Raw genomic sequence first — 18,827 nt, forward strand, 5'->3', positions numbered from 1 at the left:
GCCTCCTAGCGTCGCAGGTTGATGTGCTCCCCATACAACCACGCCGAGCCTGGGAGAATTCGCGAAAATCGCCCCAGCGGCGCCCCTTTCGCCACCGGCGAATCGCACTGTCCCGTCCCGGCGCTTCTGCCGGGACGGCGCCCAGTCCCGGCGTAGGCTGATGAAGGACCATGTCCGCACCACCCCACCTACGGAGGCATCATCAGTGGCTCAGCGCGATGAGTACAGCGCCCGGCATCTTTCCGTCCTGGAAGGACTGGAGGCCGTGCGCAAACGCCCGGGGATGTACATCGGCTCCACCGACTCCCGGGGCCTGATGCACTGCCTCTGGGAGATCATCGACAACTCAGTGGATGAGGCGCTGGCCGGCTACGCCTCCTCCATTGCGATCACCCTGCACCCCGATGACTCCGTAGAGGTCGCCGACGACGGACGCGGCATCCCGGTCGACGTCGAACCCCGCACCGGACTCTCCGGCCTGGAGGTGGTGTTCACCAAGCTGCACGCCGGCGGAAAGTTCGGCGGCGGGTCCTACAACGCGGTCGGCGGACTCCACGGCGTCGGCGCCTCCGTGGTCAACGCGCTCTCCGCACGGCTGGACGCCAAAGTCACCCGCGGCGGGAAAGTCCACCAGCTCTCCTTCCGCCGCGGCGAACCGGGCACCTTCTCCGGGCCACGGCCGGAGGACGAGTTCACTCCCGCCGAAGCAGGGTCCCCGCTGCAGGTGACGGGCAAGGCCAAACGCGGGGTCACCGGCACCACAGTGCGCTACTGGGCCGATCGAGAGATCTTCACCCCCGGCGCGCAGTTCCTGGAGGAGGAGCTGGCCGACCGCGCCCGGCAGACCGCCTTCCTGGTCCCGGGGCTGCGCATCACGATCCGCGATGAGCGCGGCGCCGAGCCCACCGAGGAGGTCTTCCAGTACGACGGCGGAATCAGCGAGTTCGTCGAGCACCTGGGGCCCGACTCACCGGTGACCGATATCTGGAGGATCCAGGGCCACGGCCGATTCACCGAGCGGGTGCCTGTGGAAGGCCGGATGACCGATGTGGAGCGCGACTGCGAGGTCGACATCGCCCTGCGGTGGGGGGTCGGCTACGAGACCACCGTGCGCTCCTTCGTCAATATCATCGCCACGCCGAAGGGCGGCACCCACCTCACCGGCTTTGAGCAGGCCCTGGTCAAGGTCTTCCGCAAAGTCGTCGACGCCAACGCGCGGCGGCTGAAGGCCGGCAATGACAAATTGGAGAAGGATGACGTGCTGGCCGGACTGACCGCAGTGGTCACCGTGCGCATCGCCGAACCTCAGTTCGAAGGCCAGACCAAAGAGGTGCTGGGCACCCCCGCAGCCCGGCAGATCGTCAACAAGGTGGTCACCGATCAGCTTCACGCCCGGCTGACCTCCACCAAACGGGCCGAGAAGGCCGAAGCCACCGCGGTGCTGGAGAAGGTGGTCTCGGAGATGAAGGCCCGCATCGCCGCGCGCCAGCACAAGGAGACCCAGCGGCGGAAGAACGCCCTGGAGAACTCCACGATGCCGGCCAAGCTGGTGGAGTGCCGGGCCAAGGACGTGGAATCCTCAGAACTGTTCATTGTGGAGGGGGACTCCGCACTGGGCACGGCCAAGCTGGCCCGCTCCTCCGACTTCCAGGCGCTGCTGCCCATCCGCGGAAAGATCCTCAATGTCCAGAAGGCCTCAGTGGCCGACATGCTCTCCAATGCGGAGTGCGCCGCACTGCTGCAGGTCATAGGGGCAGGGTCCGGCCGCAGCTTCGACCTCGAGGCCGCGCGCTACGGCAAGGTGGTGCTGATGACCGATGCCGACGTCGACGGCGCCCATATCCGCACGCTGCTGCTGACGCTGTTCTTCCGCTATATGCGCCCGATGATTGAGGCCGGACGAGTCTTCGCCGCGGTGCCGCCGCTGCACCGGGTGGAGATCATTCGCTCCGGCTCGAAGCCCAATGATGTGCGCTACACCTATTCGGAGGCAGAGCTGGTGGAGCTGCTGGCCGAGCTGGAGAAGCAGGGCCTGCGCTACAAGGAGCCCATCCAGCGCTATAAGGGCCTGGGGGAGATGGACGCCGACCAGCTCTCGGAGACCACCATGGACCCCGCCCACAGGTCGCTGCGGCGCATTCGCGTGGAGGACGCCGAGGCCGCAGAGCGGGTCTTCGACTTGCTGATGGGCTCGGTGGTCGCCCCCCGTAAGGACTTCATCATTGAGGGCGCCCGAGCACTGGACCGGGAGAAGATCGACGCCTGAGTCACACAACTTCTACCTCCTGTAGAAGTCGTCTGCTGAGGGGTACACTGGTGTGGTGACCGATCTGACCACTCGCATCTCTGCCGGGGACACTGCCGCGCCTGGCGCCGCCCAGCGCATCGGGCTGCGGCGGAGGATCGGAGCCTTCATCGCGCTGACCAAGCCGCGGGTCATTGAGCTGCTGCTGGTCACCACGCTTCCCACCATGTTCTTCGCGCAGCGCGGACTGCCGGATCTGTGGACCGCCCTGGCCACGATGGTCGGAGGCGCATTCGCCGCCGGCTCGGCCGGAGCCTTCAACTGCTATCTGGACCGTGACATGGACCGGCTGATGAACCGGACCAAGAAGCGGCCCCTGGTCACCGGTGAGGTCACCGCGCGGGAGGCTTTCGTCTTCGCCACCGTTCTGGGCATCGCTGCCATTGCGATCCTGTGGGTGGGGGCGAACCCGCTGGCCGCGGGACTGGGCGCAGCGGCCATGTTCTTCTACGTGGTCATCTACACCATGGTGCTCAAGCGCCGCACTGAGCAGAACATCATCTGGGGAGGTCTGGCCGGCTGCTTCCCGGTGCTGATCGCCTGGGCGGCGGTGCGCGAAACCATCGAGTGGCCGGCCCTGGTGCTGTTCTTCATCATCTTCCTGTGGACCCCGCCGCACTACTGGCCGCTGTCCATGAAGTACCGCACGGACTACCAGAATGCCGATGTTCCCATGCTCGGCGCCGTGGCTACGGCCAAGACCGTCTCCGTGCAGGTGGTGCTCTATGCATGGGCCACAGTGGCGTGCTCGCTGCTGCTGGTCCCGCTGGGATGGGCCGGAATCACCTACACCGCCTTCGCCCTGGTGTCCGGGGCCTGGTTCATCTATGAGTCGCATGTGCTCTACCGGCGGGCGCAGAACGAATCGCTGACCGATAAGCGGGCCATGAAGGTCTTCCACCTCTCGATTCTCTACCTCACGCTGCTGTTCATCGGACTGTGGATCGACCCGTTCGTCGGCAGCCCGCTGATGTGACTCATACCGGGTCATCCACGTAGTCCACTGGCCCCGGGCGGGGCTGGACCGATCCGCCGCTGAGCTGAAGCACCAGAGTGTGCAGCTGCTCAGCGCGGGAGGCCTCGTCCGCAGCGGCCACCTGCAGCAGCGCCGAGCCTGGGCGGCTGGTGTAGTCGGCAGAGATCACGGCGAATCCGCTGTGCCGCAGCTCGTTCTCCCAGCGGCCGACCTGAGCAATGGGGGCGGGCAGCCGGTAGTGGACCATACGGCGTCGGACTCGCAGCAGCCCCTGGGCCCGGGCAGCTTCCAGGGCTGCGGTGACGGAGTCGGAGTAGGCACTGATCAGCCCGCCGGCTCCCAGCAGGGTCCCCCCGAAGTAGCGCACCACCACCGCGGCCACATCGCTGAGATCCTCAGCCCCGCTGGGCATCCGGGTCCGGGACAGCGCCTGAAGCATGGGTTCCCCGGCAGTGCCTGAGGGCTCGCCGTCGTCATTGGCGCGCTGCACCCGACGGTCGGGGCCGATGATCCACGCACTGCAGTGGTGCCTGGCGCTGCGGTGCTCGCCCCGCAGCCTGTCCACCAGCTGCTGGGCCTGCTCACCGGAGTCGACCCGGCGCATCACGGTGATGAAGCGCGATCTTCTGCGTTCAAGTTCTGAGACGATCTCCGCCCCGGCCGCGAGCACGGTGTAGCGTGGATCGGCGTGAAGCATGCGGCAAGTCTATGTGATGCAGCCGCGTCCCGAACTACGGAGGCTATTGGGAGGGAGTGTTGTGACCCCTGGCAGCAGGCGCATTGCAGAGGTCTACGATCAGGTGATTGGCCGGAATCCGGGTGAGACGGAGTTCCACCAGGCGGTCAGCGAGGTATTCGATTCGCTGCATCGGGTGCTGGCCAAGCATCCCGAATACGTCGACGCCTCCATTCTGGAGCGCATCTGCGAACCGGAGCGGCAGATCATCTTCCGCGTCCCGTGGACCGACGACACCGGCACCGTCCACATCAATCGCGGGTTCCGGGTCCAGTACAACTCTGCTCTGGGGCCGTACAAAGGGGGGCTGCGTTTCCACCCGACCGTGCTGCTGGGCACCGTGAAGTTCCTTGGCTTCGAGCAGGTCTTCAAGAATGCGCTGACCGGACTGCCCATCGGAGGCGGAAAGGGCGGCAGCGACTTCGACCCGAAGGGCCGCAGCGAGGGCGAGATCATGCGCTTCTGCCAGTCGTTTATGACCGAGGCGTACCGCCACATCGGCGACCGGGTGGATGTTCCGGCCGGAGACATCGGCGTGGGCCGGCGGGAGATCGGCTTCCTGTTCGGCCAGTACAAGCGGATCACCAACCGCTACGAATCCGGGGCGCTGACCGGCAAGGGCATCACCTGGGGCGGCTCGCTGGTGCGCACCGAAGCCACCGGCTACGGGACCGTCTACTTCACCGAACATATGCTGCACACCCGCGGGCGCTCCCTGGACGGGGCCACGGTGCTGGTCTCCGGATCCGGCAATGTGGCTCTGTACGCCATCGAGAAGGTCCACCAGCTCGGCGGCACGGTGGTCGGCGCCTCAGACTCCGGCGGGTCTGTGTATGACCCGGACGGCATCGACGTCGACCTGCTGCGTGAGATCAAGGAGGTCCAGCGCGAACGGATCAGCTCCTACGCGGAGCAGCGCGGCAGCGCCGAGTACATCCCAAACCGCCAGGTCTGGGCAGTGGCGGAGAAGACCTCGGTGGACGTGGCGCTGCCCTGTGCCACCCAGAACGAGCTGGATGAGGATGGGGCCAAGCTGCTGACAAAGGCCGGCGTGGCGGCAGTGGCCGAGGGCGCGAATATGCCGACCACCCCTGAGGCGATCCGACTGCTGCGTGAGGCCGACGTGCTGTTCGGACCCGGCAAGGCAGCCAACGCTGGGGGAGTGGCGACATCCGCTCTGGAGATGCAGCAGAATGCCACCCGCGACTCCTGGACCTTCGATCACACCGAGCAGCGGCTGGAGGAGATTATGGAGAGCATCCACGCCCGCTGCGCAGCCACTGCGGAGGAGTACGGCACCGCCGGGGACTACGTCTCCGGGGCCAATATTGCAGGCTTCATTCAGGTGGCCGACGCGATGATCGCCCAAGGGGTGATCTGAGGCCGCGCCCCGGCTGACAATCCGCGCAGCTCCCGGCGGTGCCGCACCGGCTGCCGGTCACGAGTCGTAGTCGATGACTACGCGGCCGTCGATCTTGCCGTGATGCATCTCGTCAAAGATGGCGTTGACGTCCTCGAGCGGTCGCGTCGAGTAGGTCGGGTGGATCAGCCCCCGGGCGTAGAAGTCCAGCGCCTCCACCATGTCCTGCCGGGTCCCGACGATGGATCCGCGGATGGTCAGGCCCTTCAGGACGATGTCGAAGATCGGGGCCGGGAAGTCCCCTGGGGGCAGGCCGTTGAACACGATCGTTCCGCCGCGGCGGGTCATGCTGATCGCCTGGCCGAAAGCGCTGGGGTGCACGGCAGTCACCAGCACTCCGTGGGCGCCGCCGGTCTGATCCTGGATCGCCTGGGCGGGGTCGGCTCCCTTGGCGTTGAGGGTGATCTCTGCCCCGTGCTTCTTCGCCAGGGCCAGTTTGTCATCGGCGATGTCGACGGCGACCACGCGCATTCCCATGGCCACCGCATACTGCACGGCGATATGACCAAGGCCGCCGATGCCGGAGATGACCACCCACTGGCCGGGCCGGACACCGGTCATCTTCAGGCCCTTGTACACGGTCACCCCGGCGCACAGCACCGGCGCGATCTCGTGCGGATCGGAGCCCTCTGGGATCACAGCGGCGAAGCGGGCGTCGACCAGCATGTACTGCCCGAAGGACCCGTCAGTGGAGTAGCCGCCGTTGAGCTGGGACTCGCACAGCGTCTCCCATCCGGTGCGGCAGTACTCGCAGGAGCCGCAGGCGCTCCACAGCCACGCATTGCCGACCATCTGGCCCTCGCGCAGCTCAGTGACGCCTTCTCCGAGCTTCTCCACTACACCGACTCCTTCGTGTCCGGGCACGAACGGCGGCTTCGGCTTGACCGGCCAGTCGCCCTCAGCTGCGTGCAGATCGGTGTGGCAGACACCGGAGGCGATAAGCTTCACCCGCACCTGGCCGGGGCCCGGCTCGGGGAGCGGGTAGTCGGTGACATTGAGCTCTTTGCCGAACTCTTCGACAACAGCGGCAGTCATAGTGGACATGTGATGACTCCTTCGTCACATCCTGTGCGCCAGGGCAGACGCACTCGATTACAGGGTGCGTCTGTGACGCTAGTCACGTCCAGGTTGCATCACTGTTGCATGCGCGCAACCAGGGCGGCCCGCTGGGGAGAGTCCGGCGGGAGAATACCCAGGGCTGTGCGCACGGCCTGCTCGTCCCCGGCGGCCTCAGGCAGCTGCAGATATCTCCACATCTGCTCGGCCGTCCCATCAGAGAGGACGGATTCGCGCAGGGCGGCGGCCAGGTGCCGCCTGATCTCCAGGATCCCCGGGGCCTCTGAGGCCGGCAGCAGCGGCCCGCCGTAGACGTCCAGGGCGGCGGCCTTGTCCCCAGCGGTCAGCGCGGTCAGCACCGTCAGCGCATCAAGCTCGACTGCTGCAGAGAGCCGATAGGGCTTCGATGCAAGATCCAGCCCGCCGGCCGCGGGTGTGGCCTTCAGCGCCCGGCGCAGCCGGACGATCTCGGCCCGCAGCGCCACTTCGTGTCCGGGCTCTCCGAAGAGCAGCTCGGCGAGCTCCCCGGCACTGAGCCCGGTCCGTCGAGTGGCGGCATGCCAGGCCAGCAGCGTCAGGATCTCCGCATGACGCAGGCTCAGCGATTCTCTGGCCGCCCCGCAGGCCAGCTGGGGGCGCAGGGTGCCCAGGGTTGTCAGCTGGGTCTGCCCGGTGTCGGCCGGCAGGACCCTCAGCTCGGCTTCGGCGGCGGAGACCGCCGCGTAGATCAGCGGCAGCGCATGAGTGGCTACGGCCTTCTCGTCGCCGGTGAGGTCCACCACGCCCAGCAGCGCACCGGTGTGCGGGTTGTGCACCGGAGCTGCCGAGCAGGAGAACTGGTGGGCCGAGTAGGCGAAGTGCTCCTCCTGGTGGACCTGCACACCGCTGCCGGTGGCCAGGGCGACACCGGGGGCGGAGGTGCCGATCGCCTGTTCGGACCAGGTGGCTCCGGGCTGAAAAGCCGATGACTCGGCGCTGCGCAGTGCGTGCCGGTCGCCGTCGACCCACAGCAGCCGGCCGGAGGCATCCCCGATGGCCACGATGAGACCCGCTTCGGCAGCCGGCTGGATGAGCAGGCGCTGAAAGATCGGCAGCACCAGCCCCAGCGGGTGGTCCTGGCGGTAGGCGCGCAGCTCATCCTCGCTCATCTCCACCGGCGCCAGGGCGGCGGCGGGGTCAGGGAGGAACTGTGCCGAACGCTGCCATGAGGCGCGCAGTTCTGGCTTCAGAGACTCCCAGGTGTCCGGCTGGTCCGGCACGGCCCTCATATCCACTCCTTCGGGCGTCGAAGAGTGTGGTTCTGTTCACAGTGTAGGCCACCGTCTGGCTCAGTATGGATGGTGCGCTGGCTGCAGTCCGTACACGGGCGTCTTCAGCCCTTCGTATCGCGCCTTCAGCTGCAGTGCCAGGTATCGGGAGTAGTGGCGGGACTGGTGAAGATTGCCTCCGTGGAACCACAGGTTCTGCACATTGGTGGGCTTCCACATATTGCGCAGCTCGCCCTCCCAGGGACCGGGATCGCGCGTGGTGTCTGAGCCGTAGCCCCAGCATTTGCCCACCTGCTCGGCGACCTCGGGGGAGATGATGTCGCGCAGCCATTGGTTCATCGAGCCGAATCCGGTGGCATAGACCACCACGTCAGCAGGCAGTTCGGTTCCGTCGACCAGCACCACGGAGTCCTTGGTCAGCCGCTGCACCTGGCCCTTGGCCAGCTTGATCTGCCCGTCGATGAGCAGCTGAGACGCGCCGACGTCGATGTAGTAGCCCGAGCCGCGCCGCAGGTACTTGACGAACAGTCCCGAGCCGTCCTCGCCGAAGTCCAGCTCGAATCCTGCGTCTTCCAGGGCCTGGTAGAAGTCCGCATCGCGTCGGCGAATCTCGTCGAACGCCAGCCGCTGCACCTGCGGCAGGAGCCGGTAGGGCCAGGAGGCGAAGAGCCGGTCGGCCCGGAAAGCATCGATTCCCTGAGCGACCGCCTCTTCAGAGTACAGCGGTCCCAGGACTACCTCCATCAGCGAGTCACTGCGCACAATATGGGTCGAGGACCGCTGGACCATGGTCACATCCGCGCCGTGCTCCCACAGCGAGGCGCAGATGTCATGAGCCGAATTGTTCGACCCGATCACCACCGCTCGCTGTCCTGCATACTGCTCGCCGCCTTCGTGAGCTGACGAGTGGTGCTGAATTCCTGCGAACTCCTCCTGTCCTTCGAACTCGGGGATACGCGGGTACCCGGAGACGCCCAGGGCGAACACCAATTGGGTAGGGGTCAGGGTGATTCGTTCGCCTTCGCGCTCGACCTCCACGCGCCACACTCCCGCCTGCTCGTCCCATTGGGCGCTGGTGCAGGTGGTGCGGGACCAGTAGTTGAGCTCCATGACGTCGACGTAGTGCTTCAGCCAGTCGGCGATTTTGTCCTTGGCGGGGAACACCGGCCAGGTGTCCGGGAAGTTCAGGTACGGCATGTGGTCGTACCACACGGGATCGTGCAGGTGCAGGGACTTGTAGCGGTTGCGCCAGGCATCCCCCGGCCCGTCGTAGCGGTCCACCACTAAGCTCGGCACCCCGATGGTGTGCAGCCGTGCGGCCAGTCCGATCCCGCCCTGGCCGCCTCCGACGATCAGCGCATAGGGCTGCTCCGTGACACCCATGGCTTCATGCTGCTGCCGGCGGGTCTCGAGCCAGGTTCGCCGGCCCCGGTAGATGCGGTGCTCCACCCCTTGGGGGCGCCTGGGGCCGGCGGCCTCCTCATAGCCGATCAGCTCCTCGGCGGTCGTCAGCAGCGTCCACGCCCGGCCCTGGCGGATCCGCACTATTCCCACCCCTCGGGCTGCGGAGGTCTCGAATCCCAGCCACGCGGTGACCACGCCGTCGTCGTCCTGCTCCGCCGGCTCTGTCACCTCCCAGTTGTGGGCCGAAGCCTGCGCTGCAGTATGGGCGGCCATCTCCGCTATAGCTTCTCTGCCCTCGGCGGTGTACAGGTTCCAGGTAAACGCCACGAAGTCGCGCCAGAACCCATCGGTCTCGAAGCATGCGGCAACGGCTTGGGGGTCCCCGCTGTCCAGGGCCGCGCTGAAGTCGGCCAGCCAGGTCCGGGCTGCGCTGTCTGCGGTGCTCATATGGAATGCTCCTTCGCTGCTGGGGAAGCTGCCGCACGGAACTGTTCAGCCCCGCCGGCAGCTATTACAGTGTGATGCAGGTCACCACAGATGCTGACGCTACTGACGGGAGGGTCGCATGGGCGTTGCAGCGCAGGTCGCAGAGAACAGCTCCGCCTGGGACCGGTGCCGCAGGGCAGGGCTGAGTCGGGAGCTGACCGAGCCGCGGCGCTTCCAACCCAGCCAGGAGATCGAGCTGCTGCGGCGGCGCAGTCCGCTCAGCCGCATTGCGTCGCCGGTGAAGCAGGCGTTGGCTCGTGCGACCAGCCACGACCACGTGCTGATCCTCACCGATCCCCAGGGCAGTGTGCTGAGCCGGTTCGGCACCCGCTCAGCGATCACCGCAGCTGCTGGCATCGGCTTTGAGGAGGGTGCGGACTGGTCAGAAGCCAGCGTGGGGACCAACGCCATCTCTGAGGCGCTGCGGCTCTCCAGACCCGCCTATGTCACCGGTGAGGGGCACTTCGCCTACTCCCACGCCTACTGGACCTGCATGGCCGCCCCCATTCACTGTCCCACGACAGGCGCACTGCTGGGGGTCCTCGACGTCTCCGGCCCGAGGAGCCAACTCGGCCGCGACGTGATCGGGATGGTGCGCATGACAGCGCTGCTGGCCCAGGAGATGCTGCGCCTCACTGAGCCGGAGCCGCTGAGCACACCGAGCCTGAGGCTGCGCCTATTGGGTCCCCGGCCGGCGATCAGCGCAGCTGCAGGCCAGTGGAGGAAGCTGTCCACACGCACCGCAGAGATCCTGGCGCTGCTCAGCGTTCGCACCCGCGGTTTCACCGCAGCCGAGCTGGCGCTGGAGCTCTACGGGGAGGCCGGCCGCCCGGCAACTGTGCGCGCGGAGATGCATCGGCTGCGCAAACGCCTGGGACCTGTTGTCAGCTCCGAGCCCTACCGATTTGCCGAGGAGATGAATGTGATCACTGATGTGGGGTCTGTTCAGGACGCCTTGGCGCGCTCCGATGTGGAGGAGCTCCTGCAGCACTACACCCAGCCGCTGCTGCCGGCCTCCACCGCCGAAAGCATCACCGCATGGAGAGCAGGCCTGAACGATGAGGCCAACAGGTTGGTCGCGGATTACGGCAGCACTGACCAGCGGGCCCGCTGGTCGCGCACCGAGATGGCGTGGAGCCCGGTTGCAACCATGATGCAACCCTCAGCAACTTACTCTGAGAGAACGTGATGCAGATCACTGAGTGCAAGAATCCGAAGAAGGAGGCACGATGACCGTCTATGCACAGCCTGGCACTGAAGGCAGTGTGGTGAGCTACAAGTCCCGCTATGACAATTTCATCGGAGGGCAGTGGGTCGCCCCGGTGAAGGGACAGTACTTTGAGAACCCCTCGCCGGTGAACGGCAAGACCTTTACAGAGGTGGCCCGCTCCACAGCCGAAGACATTGAGCTGGCCCTCGACGCTGCGCATAAGGCTGCACCAGCCTGGGGCAAGACCTCAGTGACGGAGCGGGCGGTGCTGCTGAACAAGATTGCCGACCGCATCGAGGAGAACCTCGAGATGCTGGCGGTGGCCGAGACCTGGGAGAACGGAAAGCCGGTGCGGGAGGCGCTGGCGGCGGACCTTCCCCTGGCCGTGGATCACTTCCGGTACTTCGCCGGGGCCATCCGCGCCCAGGAAGGCGGTATCAGTGAGATCGACTCCACGACGGTGGCGTACCACTTCCACGAGCCGCTGGGCGTAGTGGGCCAGATCATCCCGTGGAACTTCCCGCTGCTGATGGCGGTGTGGAAGCTCGCCCCCGCCCTGGCCGCAGGCAACGCAGTGGTGCTCAAGCCAGCTGAGCAGACGCCGTCGTCGATCCTGGTGCTCATTGAGCTGATCAGCGATCTGATCCCTGAGGGCGTGGTGAATGTGGTCAACGGCTTCGGCGCTGAGGCTGGAGCCCCGCTGGCTTCCAACCCCCGCATCCGCAAGGTGGCTTTCACCGGTGAGACCACCACCGGCCGGCTGATCATGCAGTACGCCTCGCAGAACCTGATCCCAGTGACGCTGGAGCTGGGCGGCAAGAGCCCGAACATCTTCTTTGCCGATGTCGCCGCTCGCGACGACGCCTTCTATGACAAGGCGCTGGAAGGCTTCACCATGTTCGCTCTCAACCAGGGCGAGGTCTGCACCTGCCCCTCCCGCGCGCTGATTCAGTCCAGCATCATCGACGACTTCCTCGGAGCCGCGGTGGAGCGCACCAAGGCGGTGAAGCAGGGCAACCCGCTGGACACCGAGACTCAGGTGGGAGCTCAGGCCAGCAACGACCAGCTGGAGAAGATCCTCAGCTACCTGGACATCGGCCAGAAGGAGGGCGCCGAGGTGCTCACCGGCGGCCAGCGCGTGGACCTGGGAGGAGACCTTTCCGAGGGCTACTACGTGGAGCCGACCATCTTCAAGGGCAACAACTCGATGCGCATCTTCCAGGAGGAGATCTTCGGCCCGGTGGTCTCGGTCACCGACTTCTCCGACTACGACGACGCCATCTCCATCGCCAACGACACGCTCTACGGGCTGGGAGCCGGCGTCTGGTCCCGGGAGCAGAACACCGCCTACCGGGCTGGACGAGATATCCAGGCCGGCCGCGTGTGGACCAACTGCTACCACCAGTATCCTGCCCATGCTGCCTTCGGCGGCTACAAGCAGTCGGGCATCGGCCGGGAGAACCACAAGATGATGCTGGACCACTACCAGCAGACGAAGAACCTGCTGGTCAGCTACAGCGAGGACAAGCTCGGATTCTTCTAAACAAGGAGGTCAGCCATGGGCGCCAAGCGAATCGACGTCACCGAGGAAGCCGCAGCGCTGCTGCGCAGGCTCAGGGAGGAGCACGGCCAGCCGCTGATGTTCCACCAGTCCGGTGGATGCTGCGACGGCTCGGCGCCCATGTGCTACACCCAGGGCACGTTTATGACCGGCCCGTCGGATGTGCTGCTGGGTGAGTTGGAGCCGGGCACGCCGGAGCCGGTTCCGGTGTGGATCTCTCAGGCGCAGTTCGAGTACTGGTCGCACACCCACATCACGATTGATGTGACCCGCGGCCGGGGATCGGGCTTCAGCATTGAGGGTCCCACCGGCAACCGGTTCATCGTGCGGTCTCGCCTGTTCACTGAGGAGGAGATGGCCGACCTGGAACCGGTGACTACCGGCTGACCCCCGGCAGCTGCCAGACAGTGAGGCTGGGCGCGGAAGCGCTCAGCCTCACTGCTGTCTCGCCCAGGTCCATGTCGGCTTGACCCCACAGCGGCCGGGCCTGCTCCCACCCGGCGGCAGCTGCCCGCGGCACGGTGATGCTGCGCCTGTCGCCGTGGGCGGGTCCGGAGGCGAAGACCAGCAGGCTCTGCTGCACAGTCTCGCGGAGGAAGGCCAGGCTCTGCTCGTCAGCGCCGAGCCAGCGCATACCGCCGCGGCGCAGCGCCGGGTGCTCTGCGCGCAGCGCGATCAGCTCGCGGTAGAGGCCCATCCGCTCGCGCACATGGGTGTCGTCAGCACTGTGCCAGGGGATCGGCGTGCGGCTGAGTTCGCCGTCGGCCCCTGTGAGTCCGAACTCGTCCCCTGCGAAGAGTGTGGGCACTCCGGGCAGAGTCATCTGCAGTCCCACCGCCACGGGGACGCTGCCCTCGGCCGCATTGTGCGCGAAGCGGGCGGTGTCGTGGGTGTCCAGCGGCTGCATATTGCCCTGACGGATGCGCCACGGCACGGCCGCATTGAAGCGCTCCACTGCCGCCTGGAACTGCTCCGCACTTCCGGAAGGGATGCCTCCCAGCGGCTGGCCGAAGAACCAGGGTGTCACCTCCTGGGTTCCCTCAGCGGTGGTGTAGGGCCTCCCGTGCGGCGCCGAGAGCCAGCTCCACAGCGGCCGGGTGAATGCCGGGTAGGTCATCGCGCCGTGCCAGGCATCGCCAGTGAGGTCACCGGTGGCGTCGTTGGTGATCTCGGCCAGCAGGATCGAGTCGGGCTTCACCTGCTCCATAGTGCGCCGCAGGGTGCGCCGCACCTCTTCGTTGAGGTCCACTTCGCCATAGCGGCCGGTCATATTGGCTACATCAATCCGCCAGCCGTCCAGGTTGAAGGGCGGCTTCAGCCAGTGGGCCACCACGCTGTCCGGGCCGTCGATGAATTCGCGGCGCAGGGCGGGGGAGGACCAGTCGAACTTCGGCAGAGTCGAGGTGCCCAGCCAGGACTCATAGTCGCCGTCGTCGGTGAAGTAGTAGAAGCTCCGCTCCGGAGAGTCCGGCTCGGCCAGCGCCCGCTGGAACCACTCGTGCTGGTCCCCGGAGTGGTTGGTGGTCAGATCCCCGATGACCTTCATGCCGCGCTCATGAGCGGCCTGGACCAGCCGGATCAGCGCCTCGTCGCCGCCGAGCAGCGGGTCCACACTGCGGAAGCTGGAGGCGTCATAGCGGTGGTTGGAGGCCGCCGGGAAGAACGGCGTCAGGTAGACCAGGCTGACTCCGAGGCTCTCCAGGTGGTCCAGCCGCTGGCGAATGCCGTCCAGATCTCCGCCGTAGAACTGCTGCACGCGGGCGGGCATCACCGGGTTCACCGGGTCCGTCCACTCGGCCGGCTGGGCCCACTTCGGTGCCTCACGCTGAGCAGCCTGCTCGGATGGGGCGAAGCGGTCGGGGAAGATCTGGTACATCACGGCATCACAGAGCCACTCCGGGGGTGCAGGGTGGGCCAGCAGGGCGAAGTCGTGAGCGTCGCGCACCTCACCGGTCTGCAGACCAGCCTGGTTCAGCCAGCGCACGGTGCCGGCCTGACCAGGGGAAGCGGCGTCGTCGTGAACCAGCAGCCACCGGTAACCGTGCCGCAGATTGTGGACAGTGATCTCGGCTTCCCACCATCTCCAGCCGTCGGCGGTGCCTGCCGGCTGAGCCCGGTCCCAGGCAGGCTCATGATCCGGGTTGGAGCGCACCCACACCGAGTCCAGGTTGGGGTAGCTCTGCGGCACACGCAGCCGCAGCTGCACCGTCTCACCCAATTGCGGGGTCTGGGTGGAGACGTAGAGCTCGGACCCGTCATGGTGCGGCTGCAGCGGTGCTGCGCACGGTGTCTGCGCGCCGGCGTCGGGGCTGGTTCGGGTGGTCATTTCACGCTCCCTGCGACAAGACCGGAGACGATATAGCGCTGCAGCAGCAGGAACAGGGCCACCGGAATGATGGCGGCCAGTACAGCGCCCGCGGCGAAGACCGACCAGTTCTGGGAGGTCTCCTGCGAGATGAACTGGTAGAGCCCCACGGCCAGGGTCTGCCGCTCCGGATCGCGCAGCAGCACCGATGCGATGACGAACTCACTGAGAGTGCCCACCAGTGAAAGCAGCGCCACCACGGCCAGGATGGGGGAGACCAGCGGCAGCACAATGGTGAAGAAGATCCGGGCGTGTCCGGCTCCGTCGATGCGTGCGGCCTCGTCGATGGAGGTGGGGACGGTGTTGAAGAACCCGTACATCAGGTACGTGTTCACCCCCAAGGCCCCGCCAAGGTAGACCATGATCAGTCCGATCTGGCTGTTCAGACCGATGCCGGGGAAGATCTCACCGATGCCGAGCATGAGCAGGAAGATCGCCACCATGGCCAGAAGCTGCGGGAACATCTGCACCAGCACCAGGGTGATCAGTCCGAAGCGGCGGCCGGTGAACCGCATGCGGGAGAAGGCGTAGGCCGCCAGCGCGCCCAGCAGCACGGAGCCGGCGGCTGCGGTGAGTCCGATGAACAGAGTATTGAGGAACCAGGCTGCGTAAGGCTGCTGCGGCCGGTTGAACAGGTCGATGTATCCGCTCAGGCTGACCCGGCTGAACAGATTGTTCGCGGTGATCAGGGTGCCTGCGGGATTCAGCGAGGCGGACAGCACATAGACCAGCGGGAATACGGAGAAGACCACGACGGCGGCTCCGACCAGATGCCGCCAGCCGGTTTGGCGCCACCAGACGCGGAACGGCCGGCGGGCCAGCCCGCCCTCGACCGCACCGCGGCGGAATCGACGGCGGGGGCCTGCGGACTCGGTGCCGGGCTCGGAGGGAGCGGATCCTTCAGGGACGGACAGTGCCATATCAGTTCAGCTCCTCCAGTGCTTTGGTGCGGCGGAAGGCGATGACGGAGATCGTCCCGACGATCAGGAAGATCAGGATGGAGAAGGCGCTGGCGAGGCCGTAGTCTGCCCTGGCGCCCACGAAGGCGACTTTGTAGACCATGGAGATCAGGATGTCGGTGGAGCCCACATTGACTCCTGCGCTGACATCGCGCGGACCGCCTCCGGTGAGCATGTACACCAGGTTGAAGTTGTTGAAGTTGAAGGCGAAGGAGCTGATCAGCAGCGGCGCCAAAGATGTCAGCAGCAGCGGCAGCTTGATGGCGCGGAAGGCTTGGAAGGGTGTGGCCCCGTCCATCTGGGCGGCCTCGGTCAGCTCATCCGGGATGGCCTGCAGCGCACCGGTGCACACCAGGAACATATACGGGAAGCCCAGCCAGAGGTTGACGATGAGGATGCTCACCTTGGCCAGCCACGGGTCGGTGAGCCATGGGATAGCAGCGCCCCCGAAGAGCACATTGTTGATGAACCCGAACTCCTGGTTCATCATGCCGGCCCAGACCAGTGCGGAGAGGAACCCGGGGAACGCGTAGGGGAGGATCATCACCAGGCGGTAGTACTTCCGCGACTTCATGCGGGAGTCGTTGAAGACCATCGCCAGGAACAGCCCCAGGATGAATGTGGTGGCCACTGAGAGGAAGGCGAAGGCGAAGGTCCACAACGTCACGTAGATCAGCGGCGAGCGGATGGAGTCCTCTGTGACGGCGCGGACGAAGTTGTCCATCCCCACGTGCACCCGCCAGCCGGGCATCAGCTGTTCACCGTTCTCGCTGACGAAGGCGCCTTCGCCGGTGTCCCGGTAGACCGTTCCGCTCTCAGCATGGGTCATGGTGTCGGCGTCTTCGTCATAGACGTAGCCGGAGGTGTAGACGTAGGCCCGCTGACCATCCTGGGTGCGCAGATACCCGTCATTGGGGTCCTCGCTGAGCGGGACCACCAGGCTGGTGATCTCCTGCTGGCGGTTCAGCAGGTCCGCGAACTCCAGGACTTCGTAGCCTTCTGCGGCGGTGACCCGACCGTCGGTGACTTCGGCTGACTCAGCGGGCTCGAGCGGCTCCTCGTCGGCTCCGATGAGCACTTCGCCCTCGGAGTCGACCACTGCGAAGTGCAGCTCATCGCCGCCGATCAGGTCTCCGCTGGACTCCAGTACGGAGACCGGATAGGCGGGGGAGTCGGGCACCCGGTGCTGGTTCTGCAGCATGATGGCTGAGACCGCATGCTCCTTGGTGGAGTTGTGGCCGGTGCCGTAGTTGGTGAACGCCACATAGCCCGAGTAGAGCACCACGAAGATCTGGAATATCAGGAGAAAGACCAGTCCAGGTGCCAGATATTTGGCAGGCAGCGCCCCTCGCTGCAGGTAGATCCAGGTCAGTGCGACTGCACCGAGGATCACCAGGGAGCCAACGAGCCATCTGTCGCTGAAGAACAGCACCAGTGCTGCGTAGAGCGCAGTGGCGCACAGCAGCCCGAGCACCACGATCTTGAACAGCATCAGCTTCCAGCCCGGAGCGGTGGCCGCGACAAACGTGGCCGCCCGGCGCCTTCGCCGCCTCAGGTCATCGGAGGCGGAGCGTGCCGACTCCCTGGTGATCCGCTGGGCCATGGTTACTCGATGGCTCCGGCGATGTCTTCGGCCATCTGGTTCCACAGCTCGGCGGGGTCGCCCTCGCCGTTGATGATGGCCGCCTCCGTGGCGCCCCAGTAGTCCCAGACTGCACCCATCTCCGGGATGGAGGGCATCGGCACGGCCTCGGCGCCGACCTCGCCGAATCCTGCGACGATCTCGTCCTCGGCCAGCGCAGCCTCAAAGGACTCGGTCAGGGCCGGAGCGCGGCCGCCGGCCTCGTAGAGGGCTGTCTGCACCTCGGGGGAGCCGATGTAGTCGGTCATAAAGGTCGTGGCCGCCACCACGTTCTCACTCTGCGAGGACAGGAAGAAGCCCTGCACGCCGGCGAAGGGCTGAGCGTCCTCGTCTCCTGCGGCCGGAATCGGGTCCACGGCCACGGAGATGCCGGCCTCTTCTGCCGCGGGCACATTCCACGGCCCGGTGAGCAGGAAAGCGGCGTCGCCGTCGTTGAAGGTCTCGGCGGCCAGGTCGCCGTCGATGTTGGTGTTCAGCACGCCCGCAGAGCCCTGCTCAGCAAGCCAGTCGGCGAACTCGAGGCCGCCCTCGTTGCCGATCAGCAGCTCCTCCGCGTTGTAGGAGCCGTCGTCGTTCTGCCCGAAGACCGGCGCCCCGAAGGACATCTGGAACGGATACAGGTGGTAGGGATCCGCGGCCTGCGGGTCCAGTCCGACGACGAACGGGTACTCCGCGCCGGAGGCCTCGCCGAGTTCGACCATCTCCTGGAAGGTCTCCGGCGTCTCATCCACCAACTCCGTGTTGCGCAGCAGGGCGATGTTCTCGATGGAGTACGGCACCCCGTAGATCTGGCCGTCGTAGGTGAAGGCGTCAGTGGCCACCTCCACGAAGTCCGCTGCGGCATCGCCGAGCTCAACCGGGGCAACCACACCGTTGGTGACCAGCACGCCCAGCCAGTCGTGGGCGCCGACGGCAATGTCGGGTCCCTCACCGGTGGGCACCTGGGAGACGAACTGGTCCCGGATCTCTCCGAAGTCCTGCTGCACCAGGTCCACAGCGATGCCGGTGTCAGCCTCGAAGTCTGCTGCGGCGTCGGCGAGCACTTCGGCACGGTCGGCGTCGACCCAAACCGTCAGCTCACCGGAGGCCTCGGGCGCCGCGGTGTCCTGCTCCGTGTCATTCTCTGCGTCTGCCGAGGTGTCGTCGCCGCTGCCTCCGCAGGCAGTCAGCGCCAGCACCGAGACGCCCAGGGCGGCCGTGAACCGGCCGAAGGTGCGAGTGGTCTTCATGGTGTGCCTCTCCTCATCGAGTTGTGCGGTGCGCTCCCGCTCCGACCGCGCGTCGAGTGGCGGATCTGCTGCAGCTCCAGCGGCTCGCGGCCGCTTCTGCGGTAGTGAATCCGCCTTTCGACGCGGGGAGCGTACCTGGAAGCGCTTACAGTATGGCCGGGCGCTGTGACGCATGCAACTCCGACGCGCCCGGGCTGACCCACCCGTCGC

The 18,827-nt window shown here is 66.3% G+C and carries 14 protein-coding genes; 6 read left to right on the forward strand and 8 right to left on the reverse strand.

Annotated features, from left to right (window positions below; genetic code table 11):
- The first annotated feature begins 160 nt into the window (after positions 1 to 160).
- Entirely contained in the window at positions 161 to 2,266 is a 2,106-nt protein-coding gene (locus Q1K09_RS07305; protein WP_300344294.1) for a DNA topoisomerase IV subunit B, read from the forward strand.
- A gap of 64 nt (positions 2,267 to 2,330) precedes the next feature.
- Entirely contained in the window at positions 2,331 to 3,281 is a 951-nt protein-coding gene (locus tag Q1K09_RS07310) for a heme o synthase (RefSeq protein ID WP_300344363.1), read from the forward strand.
- A gap of 1 nt (position 3,282) precedes the next feature.
- Here Q1K09_RS07310 and Q1K09_RS07315 read toward each other — a convergent pair whose 3' ends face one another.
- Positions 3,283 to 3,978 (reverse strand): YigZ family protein, encoded by a 696-nt coding sequence (locus Q1K09_RS07315; protein WP_300344295.1) that lies wholly within the window; start codon positions 3,976 to 3,978, stop codon positions 3,283 to 3,285.
- A gap of 61 nt (positions 3,979 to 4,039) precedes the next feature.
- On the opposite strand from Q1K09_RS07315, the gene gdhA reads away from it, so the two are divergent.
- Positions 4,040 to 5,398: an NADP-specific glutamate dehydrogenase gene (gene gdhA, locus Q1K09_RS07320; protein WP_300344296.1), complete on the forward strand. Its 1,359-nt coding sequence runs from the start codon at positions 4,040 to 4,042 to the stop codon at positions 5,396 to 5,398.
- A 57-nt stretch (positions 5,399 to 5,455) separates the two neighbouring features.
- Here gdhA and adhP read toward each other — a convergent pair whose 3' ends face one another.
- The 3 genes from adhP to Q1K09_RS07335 all read right to left on the reverse strand — a co-directional run bounded on the left by adhP (position 5,456) and on the right by Q1K09_RS07335 (position 9,612).
- Positions 5,456 to 6,481 carry an alcohol dehydrogenase AdhP gene (gene adhP, locus Q1K09_RS07325; RefSeq protein WP_300344297.1) on the reverse strand — a complete coding sequence of 342 codons (1,026 nt, stop codon included), beginning with the start codon at positions 6,479 to 6,481 and terminating at the stop codon, positions 5,456 to 5,458.
- An 89-nt stretch (positions 6,482 to 6,570) separates the two neighbouring features.
- Positions 6,571 to 7,761, reverse strand: a complete 1,191-nt coding sequence (locus tag Q1K09_RS07330; protein WP_300344299.1) for a GAF domain-containing protein — start codon at positions 7,759 to 7,761, stop codon at positions 6,571 to 6,573.
- A gap of 60 nt (positions 7,762 to 7,821) precedes the next feature.
- On the reverse strand, positions 7,822 to 9,612 hold the full coding sequence (locus Q1K09_RS07335) for an NAD(P)/FAD-dependent oxidoreductase (protein WP_300344300.1): 1,791 nt from the start codon (positions 9,610 to 9,612) through the stop codon (positions 7,822 to 7,824).
- Positions 9,613 to 9,730: 118 nt separating this feature from the next.
- On the opposite strand from Q1K09_RS07335, the gene Q1K09_RS07340 reads away from it, so the two are divergent.
- From Q1K09_RS07340 to Q1K09_RS07350, 3 genes are read left to right on the forward strand one after another with little or no spacing between them, the layout of a single operon-like run.
- The gene (locus Q1K09_RS07340) at positions 9,731 to 10,840 is read left to right on the forward strand and encodes a helix-turn-helix domain-containing protein (protein WP_300344301.1); all 1,110 of its coding nucleotides are present in this window, start codon (positions 9,731 to 9,733) and stop codon (positions 10,838 to 10,840) included.
- Between the two features lie 40 nt (positions 10,841 to 10,880).
- Complete coding sequence (gene adh / locus Q1K09_RS07345; RefSeq protein ID WP_300344303.1) at positions 10,881 to 12,404, forward strand: aldehyde dehydrogenase; 1,524 nt, start codon at positions 10,881 to 10,883, stop codon at positions 12,402 to 12,404.
- Positions 12,405 to 12,419: 15 nt separating this feature from the next.
- Entirely contained in the window at positions 12,420 to 12,809 is a 390-nt protein-coding gene (locus tag Q1K09_RS07350; RefSeq protein WP_300344304.1) for a DUF779 domain-containing protein, read from the forward strand.
- On the opposite strand, the gene Q1K09_RS07355 is transcribed toward Q1K09_RS07350, so the two are convergent.
- The 4 genes from Q1K09_RS07355 to Q1K09_RS07370 all read right to left on the reverse strand — a co-directional run bounded on the left by Q1K09_RS07355 (position 12,799) and on the right by Q1K09_RS07370 (position 18,617).
- A complete protein-coding gene (locus Q1K09_RS07355; RefSeq protein ID WP_300344305.1) occupies positions 12,799 to 14,748 on the reverse strand; it encodes a glycoside hydrolase family 13 protein in 1,950 nt (649 codons plus the stop codon). The two genes, Q1K09_RS07350 and Q1K09_RS07355, sit on opposite strands and share 11 nt — an antisense overlap.
- Entirely contained in the window at positions 14,745 to 15,707 is a 963-nt protein-coding gene (locus tag Q1K09_RS07360) for a sugar ABC transporter permease (protein WP_300344307.1), read from the reverse strand. The genes Q1K09_RS07355 and Q1K09_RS07360 overlap by 4 nt, the downstream gene beginning before the upstream one ends.
- Before the next feature lies 1 nt (position 15,708).
- A complete protein-coding gene (locus tag Q1K09_RS07365; RefSeq protein ID WP_300344308.1) occupies positions 15,709 to 17,238 on the reverse strand; it encodes an ABC transporter permease subunit in 1,530 nt (509 codons plus the stop codon).
- 113 nt (positions 17,239 to 17,351) lie between these two features.
- Positions 17,352 to 18,617, reverse strand: coding sequence for a maltose ABC transporter substrate-binding protein (locus tag Q1K09_RS07370; RefSeq protein WP_300344310.1), 1,266 nt, complete (start codon positions 18,615 to 18,617; stop codon positions 17,352 to 17,354).
- Positions 18,618 to 18,827: the final 210 nt, after the last annotated feature.

The sequence above is a fragment of the Nesterenkonia sp. genome, from assembly GCF_029265375.1.
In the GTDB taxonomy this organism is placed as follows: Bacteria; Actinomycetota; Actinomycetes; order Actinomycetales; family Micrococcaceae; genus Nesterenkonia.

What these genes read in the sequence shown, in the direction of transcription:
- Q1K09_RS07305 (WP_300344294.1), top strand. Translation starts at nt 161, where the DNA reads ATGAAGGACCATGTCCGCACCACCCCACCTACGGAGGCATCATCAGTG.
- Q1K09_RS07315 (WP_300344295.1), bottom strand. Translation starts at nt 3,978, where the DNA reads ATGCTTCACGCCGATCCACGCTACACCGTGCTCGCGGCCGGGGCGGAG.
- adhP (WP_300344297.1), bottom strand. Translation starts at nt 6,481, where the DNA reads ATGTCCACTATGACTGCCGCTGTTGTCGAAGAGTTCGGCAAAGAGCTC.
- Q1K09_RS07330 (WP_300344299.1), bottom strand. Translation starts at nt 7,761, where the DNA reads ATGAGGGCCGTGCCGGACCAGCCGGACACCTGGGAGTCTCTGAAGCCA.
- Q1K09_RS07335 (WP_300344300.1), bottom strand. Translation starts at nt 9,612, where the DNA reads ATGAGCACCGCAGACAGCGCAGCCCGGACCTGGCTGGCCGACTTCAGC.
- Q1K09_RS07340 (WP_300344301.1), top strand. Translation starts at nt 9,731, where the DNA reads ATGGGCGTTGCAGCGCAGGTCGCAGAGAACAGCTCCGCCTGGGACCGG.
- adh (WP_300344303.1), top strand. Translation starts at nt 10,881, where the DNA reads ATGACCGTCTATGCACAGCCTGGCACTGAAGGCAGTGTGGTGAGCTAC.
- Q1K09_RS07350 (WP_300344304.1), top strand. Translation starts at nt 12,420, where the DNA reads ATGGGCGCCAAGCGAATCGACGTCACCGAGGAAGCCGCAGCGCTGCTG.
- Q1K09_RS07355 (WP_300344305.1), bottom strand. Translation starts at nt 14,748, where the DNA reads ATGACCACCCGAACCAGCCCCGACGCCGGCGCGCAGACACCGTGCGCA.
- Q1K09_RS07360 (WP_300344307.1), bottom strand. Translation starts at nt 15,707, where the DNA reads ATGGCACTGTCCGTCCCTGAAGGATCCGCTCCCTCCGAGCCCGGCACC.
- Q1K09_RS07365 (WP_300344308.1), bottom strand. Translation starts at nt 17,238, where the DNA reads ATGCTGTTCAAGATCGTGGTGCTCGGGCTGCTGTGCGCCACTGCGCTC.
- Q1K09_RS07370 (WP_300344310.1), bottom strand. Translation starts at nt 18,617, where the DNA reads ATGAAGACCACTCGCACCTTCGGCCGGTTCACGGCCGCCCTGGGCGTC.